The organism is Chroococcidiopsis sp. TS-821 (assembly GCF_002939305.1).
GTDB lineage: Bacteria > Cyanobacteriota > Cyanobacteriia > Cyanobacteriales > Chroococcidiopsidaceae > Chroogloeocystis.
The window spans coordinates 1-12632 of sequence record NZ_MVDI01000010.1; the positions used below are offsets into that span (position 1 = coordinate 1).

Annotated in this window: 10 protein-coding genes and 1 pseudogene; 6 read left to right on the top strand and 5 right to left on the bottom strand. The window is 43.1% G+C overall.

The window, feature by feature from the left end; translation table 11 throughout:
• Positions 1 to 754 (top strand): annotated as a pseudogene (locus B1A85_RS24050) (hypothetical protein); the annotation flags it as partial.
• Positions 755 to 803: 49 nt separating this feature from the next.
• On the opposite strand, the gene B1A85_RS19315 reads toward B1A85_RS24050, so the two are convergent.
• The gene (locus B1A85_RS19315; RefSeq protein WP_104548370.1) at positions 804 to 3206 is read right to left on the bottom strand and encodes a serine/threonine-protein kinase; all 2403 of its coding nucleotides are present in this window, start codon (positions 3204 to 3206) and stop codon (positions 804 to 806) included.
• Positions 3207 to 4012: 806 nt separating this feature from the next.
• Here B1A85_RS19315 and B1A85_RS19320 point away from each other — a divergent pair.
• The 3 genes from B1A85_RS19320 to B1A85_RS19330 all read left to right on the top strand — a co-directional run bounded on the left by B1A85_RS19320 (position 4013) and on the right by B1A85_RS19330 (position 7099).
• The gene (locus tag B1A85_RS19320) at positions 4013 to 4534 is read left to right on the top strand and encodes an NYN domain-containing protein (protein WP_104548371.1); all 522 of its coding nucleotides are present in this window, start codon (positions 4013 to 4015) and stop codon (positions 4532 to 4534) included.
• Positions 4535 to 4601: 67 nt separating this feature from the next.
• On the top strand, positions 4602 to 6191 hold the full coding sequence (locus tag B1A85_RS19325; RefSeq protein WP_104548372.1) for a 2-isopropylmalate synthase: 1590 nt from the start codon (positions 4602 to 4604) through the stop codon (positions 6189 to 6191).
• Positions 6192 to 6298: 107 nt separating this feature from the next.
• Positions 6299 to 7099 carry a class I SAM-dependent methyltransferase gene (locus B1A85_RS19330; protein WP_104548373.1) on the top strand — a complete coding sequence of 267 codons (801 nt, stop codon included), beginning with the start codon at positions 6299 to 6301 and terminating at the stop codon, positions 7097 to 7099.
• Between the two features lie 129 nt (positions 7100 to 7228).
• Here B1A85_RS19330 and B1A85_RS19335 read toward each other — a convergent pair whose 3' ends face one another.
• On the bottom strand, positions 7229 to 8677 hold the full coding sequence (locus B1A85_RS19335; protein ID WP_104548374.1) for a cation:proton antiporter: 1449 nt from the start codon (positions 8675 to 8677) through the stop codon (positions 7229 to 7231).
• Positions 8678 to 8936: 259 nt separating this feature from the next.
• Here B1A85_RS19335 and B1A85_RS19340 point away from each other — a divergent pair, with 259 nt between their 5' ends.
• Positions 8937 to 9710, top strand: a complete 774-nt coding sequence (locus tag B1A85_RS19340; protein WP_104548375.1) for an SIMPL domain-containing protein — start codon at positions 8937 to 8939, stop codon at positions 9708 to 9710.
• Positions 9711 to 9869: 159 nt separating this feature from the next.
• On the opposite strand, the gene B1A85_RS19345 is transcribed toward B1A85_RS19340, so the two are convergent.
• The 3 genes from B1A85_RS19345 to B1A85_RS26300 all read right to left on the bottom strand — a co-directional run bounded on the left by B1A85_RS19345 (position 9870) and on the right by B1A85_RS26300 (position 11333).
• Positions 9870 to 10229, bottom strand: a complete 360-nt coding sequence (locus B1A85_RS19345) for a single-stranded DNA-binding protein (RefSeq protein ID WP_104548376.1) — start codon at positions 10227 to 10229, stop codon at positions 9870 to 9872.
• Positions 10230 to 10415: 186 nt separating this feature from the next.
• Positions 10416 to 10841 (bottom strand): ester cyclase, encoded by a 426-nt coding sequence (locus B1A85_RS19350; protein WP_104548485.1) that lies wholly within the window; start codon positions 10839 to 10841, stop codon positions 10416 to 10418.
• Between the two features lie 129 nt (positions 10842 to 10970).
• Positions 10971 to 11333, bottom strand: coding sequence for an AraC family transcriptional regulator (locus B1A85_RS26300; RefSeq protein WP_371681692.1), 363 nt, complete (start codon positions 11331 to 11333; stop codon positions 10971 to 10973).
• A gap of 85 nt (positions 11334 to 11418) precedes the next feature.
• Here B1A85_RS26300 and ldpA point away from each other — a divergent pair, with 85 nt between their 5' ends.
• On the top strand, positions 11419 to 12576 hold the full coding sequence (ldpA, locus tag B1A85_RS19360) for a circadian clock protein LdpA (protein ID WP_104548377.1): 1158 nt from the start codon (positions 11419 to 11421) through the stop codon (positions 12574 to 12576).
• Positions 12577 to 12632: the final 56 nt, after the last annotated feature.

Sequence of the window (12632 nt, forward strand, 5' to 3'; positions counted from 1 at the left end):
ACACCCAACTGACCCGGTAGACAACACCCCGCCAACTGACCCAGTTGACAACACGCCACCAACCGTTCCGGTAGACAACACCCCGCCAACTGACCCGGTAGACAACACGCCACCAGCGGACACCGAAACACCACTACCAACTGACCCGGTAGACAACACGCCACCAACTGACCCAGTTGACAACACGCCACCAACGGACACCGAAACGCCATTACCAACTGACCCGGTAGACAACACGCCACCAACTGACCCAGTTGACAACACGCCACCAACGGATACCGAAACGCCATTACCAACTGACCCGGTAGACAACACCCCGCCAACTGACCCAGTTGACAACACGCCACCAACGGATACCGAAACACCACTACCAACTGACCCGGTAGACAACACGCCACCAACTGACCCAGTTGACAACACCCCGCCAACGGACACCGAAACGCCACTACCAACTGACCCGGTAGACAACACACTGCCAACTGATCCGGTAGACAACACGCCACCAGCGGACACCGAAACGCCACTACCAACTGACCCGGTAGACAACACTCCACCCACGGATATTGAAGACAATGCACCGTTACCTACAGACCCAGAGACGACTCCGCCATTATTAGATGACGTTAGTCCTTTACCTATAGATGAACTTGATCCAGTAGGAAATGATGTGAAGTTACCAGCAGAATTACGACCCGACTCAGAACTGCAATCATCCACGATTTCGTATCGCTGGCAAAGATTCTTTTTGCGCTAGCAAAACAACTGCTACCGACGGTAGAGAAAATATACTAAGACAAACTAAACTACTGCGGTGGTAAAACAATTGTGGAACTTGGCTCGGCGATCTCTGTTGAGGCAATACTCCAGGGAGTTGTAGGAGTATCAGAATTTTCCACAGATGAGCTATCATCCGTCTTTAAAGTGCTAGTGTCCCAATTGACTAATTGCTCAAGCGCAGCCAACGCTTCTGATGCAGACTGATAACGTTGAGTAAAATCATGGCGCACCATTCTACATAAAACTGTGGCAAACTCGTGACTCACTTGGGCTTTGTGCATCCAGAGTATCTCTCCGGTATCTGCATCAACCTGTAACTCATGAGGAGATAATCCTGTTAAAGCTCTAATCCCTGTCATTCCCAGCGCATAAATATCACTGCTAAATTTCACGCGTCCAGCACATTGTTCGCTAGGGGCATAGCCTTGAGTACCAATTCCAATCGTAAAGGTACTTTGTCCTTCTTGATCCAATACTTGGTTACTGACTTCTTTCACAGCGCCAAAGTCAATCAAAACAAGCTTACCATCAGAGTGTCGGCGAATGATATTACTAGGTTTGATATCGCGATGAATTACGCCATGACGATGAACAAATTCTAAGGTTTGTAGAAGTTCGTATAATATTTGAATAACTGTAGCTTCTTGTAGTTGTCTACCTGGAAGAAGTTCCTGGCTAAGGGGATGACCAACGACTAATTCTTGTACAAGGTAAAATTCTTCACCCTCATCAAAGTAAGCCAAGAGTTGAGGAATTTGGTCATGGGTTCCTAGCTTCTCTAAAGTTTCTGCTTCTAGTTGAAATAACCGTTTAGCAAGTTGCAAGTGTTTTGGATTATTGCTCGCTAATTTAAGCTGTTTCACAACGCATCGTGGATTTCCTGGACGTTGTTTATCTTCGGCTACATAAGTTTCACTAAAGCCACCAGCACCTAAAACTTTGACAATTTTATAGCGCCCGCCAATGAGTTTTCCAATTGTTGCTAGCTCGCGCTGCTCTAGTAAGTACTGTAAGTCATCTTGTTGGCTAATAATTTCCTGCACAATAGGCGACGCTGCATAGCGTTCTAAACTACGGTGCAAACTCATTTTTCTTAATCTTTCACTCGCTGCACCTGTACCCAAATAAGAACAACTCGCGAGAGCGATCGCAACTAACGGAACTGCAACAGGAAAATATAACCCACTGTAGATAAAACTAAAATAACTAATACTTATCCAGCCAATGACGATTCCCACAGTTGATGCGCATTGAATGATAGTGCGCTTAGACTTTTTGATTAAAAACGCACTACCACCAACCAAAAGTAGGATAAACAAGCTGCGGGCATGAGTGTTCGGAATTCCTTCGGCGATCGCGCGGTTATTTAATAAAGTTGCGATCGCATTTGCTTGAATTTCTACTCCTGACATAGGCTGCGGATACAGCCAACTTTTGGCAAAGGGTGCTCCATGAAAGTCTTGAAGTGAAGCTGCTGTCGCTCCGATGAGAACAATTTTATCTTTGAAATATTTTCCTTGTTGTAAGTAAGTATTCCAGTTTTCTGGGTCTAATACGTGCCAGAAAGAAATCTGTTCAAACGTTCCTGCTGGACCATAAAAATTAATATACTCTGCTCGAGGTCTCACAAACCCAGGATTTATAGCTTTGACAACGGCTTCTTCAAATGAAGGAAAGTCCTTAAGTTCTACTAGGGTTTCTTGCGGATATTGCGCTCGTTGCGCCAATAGCTTAGGAAAAGTACTTGCAAAACGATGAACTTTACCGTCTGCTTCTAGCGGAAAATTAATCGTACCAATTGCTGACGACTCTGTTTGAAACAGGCGTTCGGGCTGTACCAATTGCATTAAGCTTCCTTGATGAAGTTCAGCTTCTGCATACTCGGCAGCTAACGCTACTTTACCCGGATAGCGGCGCAGTACTTCTGCTAATTGCCGATCGTCATCAATTCCGTAGCTACTGGGATTTGTAAATAAGATATCTAAAGCAACGACTTTCGCACCTGCTGAGATTAACCGCTCGACGACTTGCGCGTACGCACTCCGTTGCCATGTCCAAGCTTTCAGAGGTTCTAAGTAAGCATATTTTTGAGGATCTTCCTGCAATAATTGCTTAGGCATCGATAACGATGGCTCATCAATTGCCAAAATGACGATATCCTCCGGTGGTGCTACTGGACCGCGCAGTTCAAAAAACATCGTTTGTACCTGCGATTCCCACATCTGAACAAGCCGCCAACTTCCACCCGTCGCGATCGCAGCAGCAAGTGCCCAAGCTACAGTAAGAATATGTCCAATCCAGGCAAGACGCAATGATTGACGCGCTGTTAGTAGCGCTGTGATTTTCGTCGTTGCGTTATGCACTTTAAGCGATCGCTTCGCAGTTGAGTCTTTTTTCTGGAGCTTAGATGATGTATCGTGTTGCGTCATACTTTGCCTGGAAGCTTACTCTACCTACATCGACCTGTTTTGTCTTTTCTAAGTTAATCTCGCACAATTTCAACATCAACCAAATTTGGCTATGATATGCATAGATTAATCACAATAGCATTTATACTTAGGCTCTAAAAATATCTGGTACTATGTACCTTATCAATAATTTTATTCAATGATGGAAAATATCCTATATTAGAGAATTCTCATATGTTATCTACTTTGTTATACAAAGCCACTCGCGGTCATTAGCACAAGTAGCGGGTGAAATAGCGTTAGCATTAATAATAGAGCGTACCTTCTATCATAAAAATTTCTCTAGAGCCTAGAGACTGTTATAATTCAGCCGATGAGACTAAAGCGATATCTTAGATTTATCTTAGGGACTAAACTTAATTATGTCTTATTATCAGTTTATACCCTGCCCAGGAGCTGTTCCTGAGCTGCGTTGTTGAAGCACATTATTTGTAACATTACGTAGCTTACAGACCATTGAAGACAGTCACAACGTGTCCTCTGGTAAATACTTGTAGCAACTAGCGTTCCAACATTGAGCAGAATCCCTATGTGAAAGCATTTAATTGCGGCTAACACTGCTTACAAGTTAGGTAGTCATAGGGTATTCTTTAGCAAAAGAGAAAAAGACAACTGTATATCATCTGAAACATCAAAGGAATTAATAAAAAATGCGGCATAGTTTGCGCCTTCGAGAAAATATATTTTACTCAACCATTTCAAATACTATAAGTAGTAATAAAAATCGCTAAGGAAAATATCTATTTAAGATCTTAGGTTTAACTTTTATGGGATGCTTAATAAACCGCACGTCTATTTTTGTAGACGGCAATAATATGTTCTATGCACAACAGAAAAATGGTTGGTTTTTCGATCCAAGAAGAGTATTGGAATATTTTAAAACTGAACAACCAGAGACAATATTAATTAATGCCTTTTGGTATACAGGTCTAAAAGATCCGCAAGATCAGCGTGGTTTTAGAGATGCTTTAATTAGTTTAGGATATACGGTACGGCATAAAATTCTCAAAGAATACTATGATGACACTTCTGGTCGCTATTCACAAAAAGCAAATCTAGATATCGAAATTGTTGTCGATATGTTTAACACAGTTGAGCAGTACAACCACGTCATCTTATTCAGTGGTGATGGAGATTTTGAAAGAGCAATCGAGTTATTACGCTCAAAAGATACACACATTACAGTAGTATCTACAGAGGGAATGATTGCGCGAGAATTGCGAAATGCTACTGATAGATATATTGATTTAAATGATATCCGCGAGTATATAGAAAAAGTAGATTATTAATCAAGATTTAGTTTAACTTGTAGCGTTTATTTAAGTTTACAAAAATAAAAATACAACAAGGAGTACTATGCAGCATAGCAAACAAGACCGCATTATCATCTTTGATACGACGTTGCGCGATGGCGAGCAGTGTCCTGGTGCTACGCTCAACGTTGAAGAGAAAGTCACGATCGCCCGCCAGTTATCCCGGTTAGGCGTAGATATCATCGAAGCTGGATTTGCCTTTGCTAGCCCAGGCGACTTTAACGCGGTACAAAAAATCGCTGAAACTGTTGGGACAGAAGATGGTCCAGTAATTTGTAGCTTGGCAAGAGCAATTAAAGACGATATCAAAGCAGCTGCAGAAGCATTAAAGCCAGCAGCTAAAGCGAGAATTCATACATTTATTTCTACATCAGATATTCACCTAGAGTACCAGTTGAAGAAATCCCGCTCGGAAGTGCTGGCGATCGCCGAAGAAATGGTCGCGTATGCTAAATCGTTCATGGATGATGTGGAATTTTCCCCGATGGATGCCGTGCGCAGCGACCCAGAATATTTGTACCAAGTGCTAGAGCGCGCGATCGCTGCAGGGGCAAAAACAATTAATATTCCTGATACCGTAGGTTACACGACTCCGAGCGAATTTGGCGCATTAATTCGCGGTATCAAAGAAAATGTGCCCAACATTGACCAAGCAATTATCTCGGTTCACGGTCACAATGATTTGGGCTTGGCTGTTGCTAACTTCTTAGAAGCTGTTAAGAATGGAGCGCGACAACTCGAATGTACGATTAATGGTATCGGAGAACGTGCGGGAAATGCGGCGTTAGAAGAATTGGTTATGGCGCTACACGTTAGACGGCAATACTTTAACCCGTACTTAGGTCGCCCCGTTGATTGTGAAGAACCTTTAACGAATATTAATACGCACCAGATTTACAAAACGTCCCGCCTTGTTTCTAACTTGACAGGGATGCTAGTGCAGCCGAATAAGGCAATCGTTGGCGCGAATGCTTTTGCACACGAGTCTGGCATTCACCAAGATGGCGTGTTGAAAAACAAGCTAACGTATGAAATTATGGATGCCCAGTCGATCGGATTAACTGATAATCAAATCGTCTTAGGTAAGCATTCGGGACGTAACGCTTTCCGCACGCGGTTGAGAGAATTAGGTTTTGAACTGTCGGAAACCGATTTAAACAAAGCCTTTTTGCGGTTTAAAGACTTAGCAGACAAGAAAAAAGAAATTTCTGATTGGGATTTAGAAGCGATCGTCAACGATGAAATTCAACAAACGCCGGAACTATTTCGCTTAGAGTTTGTGCAAGTTTCCTGCGGCGATCGCGCGTGTCCTACCGCAACAGTGTCAATTCGGACTCCCCAAGGCGAAGAATTAACCGATGCCGCAATTGGTACGGGTCCTGTTGATGCGGTGTATAAAGCAATTAACCGGGTGGTGAACGTCCCCAATCAACTTATTGAGTTTTCCGTTCAGTCAGTAACTGCGGGTATCGATGCGATCGGGGAAGTCACAATTCGCCTGCGTTATGAAGATCGCGTGTATTCTGGTCATGCAGCGAATACAGATATTATCGTTGCTTCCGCACAAGCGTACGTTAATGCGCTAAACCGTTTGTATGCCGCTATCCAACATAAACAACAAGTAGCTGTGTAAATTAGGTTGGTAATTGGTAATTGGTGATTGGTCATTCAAAAGAAACTATTACCCATTACCGATTACCTACTACCTAACTCAAAAAGGTGTATTTAATTATACTCGCTATGCGCGATGATGTATTCGCTAAAGAACAACGATTCCATGACGAATGGGCTTCCACAATAGATGTCGAAGGAATTCAAGTAAAAGACTATTTTGAAGCTTGTACTGCCCCAGAAAACCGCTTCATCCTCAACCATCTTGGAGACATTCGGGGCAAGTTGTTACTCGATCTTGGTTGTGGTGCGGGTGAAAATAGCGTCTACTTTGCGAAAAAAGGCGCAAAATGCGTTGCCGCAGATTATTCACCAGGCATGGTAGAAGTTGCATTGAAATTAGCCGAGGCAAATCAGGTCAAAATTCAAGGACGCACGATGAATGCGATCGCGCTTGATTGTCCTGATAACACCTTTGATATTGTTTATGCTTCCAACCTCCTGCATCACATCCCCAACCCCCACGCTGCCATTCGCGAAATGCATCGCGTTCTCAAACCAGGCGGAAAAGCGTGTTTCTGGGATCCTTTACGACATAATCCTGTCATTAATGTCTATCGACGCATCGCGACAAAGGTACGAACCGAAGACGAAATGCCGCTGGATATTAATATAGTTGATTTTGTGCGATCGCGCTTCTCACAAACAACTTACGATACCTTTTGGCTAGCTACTTTGTGGATCTTCTTACGCTTTTACTTAATTGAAAAAGTAGATCCGAATAAAGAAAGATACTGGAAAAAAATCATCATTGAACATCAGCGACTCGCGCCTGCGTATCAACGCTTAGAAAAATTTGACAACCTGCTCAAAAAACTCCCTCTGACAAAACGCTTCGCTTGGAACATCGCTGTAGTTGCTACCAAGTAGATAAAAAAAGAGAAGTGAGGAACGAGTGGTTAGCAGCTATTGACTGCTAATGAGTACAAGAGAAGTTCGCAAGTTGAGTAGTTTTTCTCCTGAAGCCCCTCTGCGTCCTCTGCTCCTCTACTTTTTTGGCTACGGTTGTCGATTTACCGCTCGATCTAATTCAGGAACAGCTTCTGCTGTCTCAACCTCCGAGCCGGAGTCGGGAAAGACAAATCGCAACAACGGTGGTGCTAAAAAGGTCGTCAAAATGACCATCATAATAATCGCGGCTTCTAGAGGCTTAGAAAGCGCCCCACTTGCCGAACCAACGCCAGCAAAGACAAGTCCTACTTCACCGCGAGGTATCATTCCTACACCAATTGCCAAGCGATTGATTCCAGGTTGACCGAAAACTGCTAAACCGGTGACGACTTTACCGATAATTGCGATCGCAATTAAGAAGCTTGCAATCACTAAACCTTCGCGATTTGTAGGATTCGCTGGGTTTAATACTCCTAGGTCAGTTTTTGCCCCTACAGTCACAAAGAAAATTGGCACTAAGATATCAGCAATGGGAATAACTTGCCGTTGCAATTCTTTACGCTTATCCGTTTCATCCAACACTAAGCCTGCTGCGAAAGCCCCTAAAATCGCTTCGAGGTGAATCACTGCTGCTAAATATGCTAGAGCATAGGCAAAAATGATTGCTGGAATTACAATGCCGCCGCGAGTTTTGAATAGATCGACGACGGAAACAAACATTTTATTGAAAACTTTACCTAGAAGAATGGCACCGAGTAAGAAACCACTCGCACTCAGGATCAAGTAAACAACGTTACCGACATCAATCTCACCTGTTTTCGCCAAGCTAGCAACGACCGCTAAAACAATGATGCCTAATACGTCGTCAATTACCGCCGCACCTAATATAATTTGACCTTCTTTAGAATTGAGTCGCCCCAATTCAGCTAAAACCTTCGACGTAATCCCAATACTTGTTGCGGTTAAAGCAGCACCTGCAAAAATTGCCGGTATTGCTGGAACGCCAAACAAAGTCATTAATCCTGCTGTACCAACTGCAAAAGGTACAGCGACTCCGACTATCGCGACTAGCGTTGCTTGAATTCCAACTTCAAGTAATTCCTTTAAATTCGACTCTAGACCAATTTCAAACAGCAGAATCACAACGCCAATTTCTGCCAAAACACTAATCACGTCATTTTGGTCGCGAAACACCGCTGTTGCTAGCTCAGGAGTCAAACCTGCCGTAGATTCCAAAAAGCGAATAATTAAAGAACTAGAAGGCTCTACTCCAGCTTCTGGAAACGCCAAAAGATGTAAAGCCGAAACTCCGACTAACACCCCACCAACTAATTCTCCTAAAACAGGCGGTAATCCAACACGGTTTGAGAATTCTCCGCCAATTTTACTTGCTAAATAAATGACGACCAAACTCAGCAGTACTGCTGTTAGCAACAAAGTCCCGTATTCTGCTTCAGCAGGAGCTTCTGTTGCTATTTCTGTGGCGCTTGCCAGCAGATACGTACTGTTCCCCCACCCTGGGAGTTGCATCAACCAGGTTAAATTAGGCAACTGCATTTACCTTCCAATATGTGTACAAAAATCATTCTTTTTACTGTACAAGTTTGTTAAGCAAATTAGGAGTGGTTAGTGGTGACTGCGTAAATAGGTTTTTTTTATACTTACTATCAAAATGACACTACTCACTTCCTGATTTCTAACTAATTTTAAGTTACAAAAACTGTAACAATCGCAACATCACTACAATTTAATGCCAAATTAGAAGGCACATCAACCAAGATGCAATCATCAGCTAGCATTCAGTGTGAGGAAATGAATGAGTCTTTTTTATGTAAATTCTCTACGTGAAAGTAGTAATAAATATCATGCTCGCAATATCAATCCGTTACGCGAAGTATTTTTAGTAACAGGATTATTTTTGGCGTTTACTTCTCCTGTTATGGCACAACAACCGCAAATACCCGATCAAATACGTACTATTACCGTGAGCGGTCGCGGAATGGAATCAATTCCTACAACGTTGACTCAAGTGCGTCTAGGAGTAGAAGTACAAGGAAAAACAGCAGCTGAAGTTCAACAAGAAGCCGCCCGACGCTCATCAGCTGTTGTCGCTTTACTCAAGGCGCGTAATGTCGAAAGACTCGAAACTACGGGTATTACTCTTAACCCAATTTATAGCTACAGTGATAATACACAACGGTTGACAGGATATTCCGCAACAAATATTGTCAGTTTTCGGATTGCGACTGAAAGAACAGGAAATTTATTAGATGAAGCGGTAAAAGCGGGAGCAACCCGCATCGACAGTGTCAGTTTTATGGCAACAGATAGCGCGATCGCCCAAGCCCAACAGCAAGCTTTACGCGAAGCGACACAAGACGCGCAACAACAAGCAAATACTGTATTAAGTGTCTTAAATCTCTCGCCTAGCGAAGTCATCAGTATTCAAATTAATAATGCGGGTACCACCCCTCCACCACCTATTCCCTTAGCACGTCAAGCAGCGATGGCTGAGAGTGTTGCAACTACCCCTGTTGTCGGTGGGGAACAGCAAGTTGAAGCAACGGTAACGCTGCAAATTCGTTACTAGAAGGCGGGGTGAGTAGTTAGTGGTTGGTGACTAGTGAAAGAGTTTTGTCTGCAAAAAAGTGCCAGAAAAGACATTTATGCCAAGAAGTGTCTTAACTCATTACTTTCTTAAACTCATAGCTCATAATTTCCCTGACCTCTGACTTCTGACCCCTGACCTTTAGAAACTGTCGTCACTGCTAGAAAAATTAGCATTGTTATCTTGTTTAGAACCCAAAAGATCTAGCTTCTCCACAAGGATAATCGGTGACGTACGCGTTGCACCTGTGTTGCGATCGCTCCAAGTATCAAACTTTAAAGCGCCTTTGACTCCAATCAGACTACCTTTATGGACATAATTACCCGCAATTTCTGCAGTTTTACCCCATAATTCCAAGGTAAACCAGTCAGGTTCATCGCTATTACGTGACTGCCGTCTTACCGCTAACGTTAACCGACACTTGACACTTCCAGATTCAAAATACTTGATATCTGGTTCGCCACCAACACGACCTACTAAAGTTACAACATTCAGACTCATCGCTTTTTCCAGTACAAATGTACTCTTTTATAGTGTAATGGTGAATGTCCTTATTGAACCAAAATCTTGAGGAACAATCGCGTTCAACTTTTCTAGCACATAAATTCCAGTGCTATCAGTTCAGTAGTCATGTCTGCTCAATGGTAATTGCCACCGAAATTTTCTTTAATAACTTGAGGCTTTCATTCAGGCTATTAAGCCAAGCTGTTTGATAACTTCTAATAAATTACATTCGTACCACCATTCTACAATTTTGCTATTGACAATCCGCAGCAGCGTGAAATCATTGATATTCTTAGCTAATTTCCCCGTGGGAGGAATACCCAAAAATTCGCCTGTGTGAGTTCTTTCCAGCGTTGTGCGACACACTACTTTCTCGCCTTCCGCAATCACATCTTCTATCCTGTGCTTGATACTGGGGAATCCTTGAAACAAACTGGTGTTGAATGCTTTATTGGCTTCCAGCTCCACAATTGGCGTGGCGTTGCTATTAAAGGGGTAAGCTACATCAGGAGTCATTAACTCATCGCAGATTTTCTCCCAACCTTGATTTGTTCCCCATCCCGCTTGGGCAAAGCGAAGGGCGATCGCTCGATTTTGCTCACTAAGCATAGCCATTAACCTCAATTTAAATGCATCGTGCTGCATTCAGTATCGAAAATCGAACGAATTGCTGTATTCAAAGTTTTTGCGCTATTTTTCTAAGTTCTTGCTACTGCTGCTGCAAAAAGGCTTTGGGAGTTACCCCGACGATACGCTTGAAATGATAGTTAAGATGTCCTTGGCTAGCGAAACCGAACGGCAATGAATGTAATATTGGTGAGGTGCAATACCTGTGGATTGCTTGAAGAGACGGGCAAAGTGATAGGGACTCAGTTGAGTTAGACTTGCTAATTCAGTCAAGCTCAAATTTCGATCTAAATGCTCGTTAATATAATTAATGACCTGTGTGAGTTGCTGATGAGATAATCTTCTGGCATAGTGCCGAAAACTAGATTTATATGTTGAATATCGGTAAAGAAGATGGATAGCTAGAGCATTTGCTATGAAATCAGAATAACGTTTGCTAGCAATTCCGTCAGTTTCTAGTGCTGTTACTCCCAAAATTAGCTTTCACCAACATTAAAAATTTTCTACGAAATCTAACTTGCAAGCTGCTATTTTTGACGTCACACATTAGCATAGAAGTGTGACTGATTTGTATAAACCTCTATGCTCCTTGAAAGAAGGTCACTGGTTTAAGTTGATCTGCGGAGCTAGCTTTCAACATCTACCTGCGGTTAGAAATTTAACATTAGCTTACACGTTGGCTGGCGCGGACTGTATTGACGTAGCCGCCGATCCTGCTGTTATTGCAGCAGCGCAAGAAGCGTTAGCCGTTGCGAAATCGTTAGCCAGTGATGCTCAGCAGCGAGGTTTTGCTTACCAAAGTCGCCCGTGGTTAATGGTGAGCTTAAATGATGGAGAAGACCCACATTTTCGCAAAGCAGAATTTAACCCACAAGCGTGTCCAGTAGCGTGTCCTCGACCGTGTGAAAAGATTTGCCCCGCGCAAGCTATTGTATTTGACCGCGATCGCTTTTCTGGCGTGGTACAGGATCTGTGTTATGGCTGCGGTCGTTGTTTGCCGATTTGTCCTAGCGATCTCATCTACACGCGCGCGTACGTTTCTACACCAGGTGCGGTCGCGCCGTTAGTTTTATCCACTGGCGTAGATGCACTAGAAATTCACACGCAAGTAGGACGAATCACTGAATTTAAAAGACTATGGCAAGCAATCAAACCGTGGCTTAACAGGTTAAAGTTAATAGCAATTAGCTGTCCTGATGGAGACGGCATGATTGAATACTTGTGGAACTTGTATCGCATCATCGCACCGCTTTCCTGTCCGTTGATTTGGCAAACCGACGGACGACCAATGAGCGGTGATATTGGTGATGGTACAACCTTAGCTGCGGTCAAACTTGGACAAAAGGTACTCGCAGCCGGATTGCCAGGATATGTACAGTTAGCTGGAGGAACGAATGATTACACCGTTGCGAAGTTGAAAGCGATCGGACTTATAAAGGGGTCAGAAGTCAAGGGTCAGAAGTCAGGGAAGGATAATAATCCTCTTTCCTTAAAATCTAACCACCATTCACTCACTAATAACCACCCATATATATCTGGTATTGCTTACGGTAGTTACGCTCGCGTCTTACTTTCACCTATCTTAGAGCAATTAGAACATACGCCTATGAATCAAGCTACTGTAGTGCCATCAACTCGTTTAGAAGACAACCAAGAATTACTTTGGCAGGCTGTTAAGCTAGCAAATTCTTTGGTTTCTCAGCTAAAGTCAATGTAAAAATGCTGAAATTACACGCTTGCGCTCTTACTCTCTTGTTGATAACGCCACCTTAG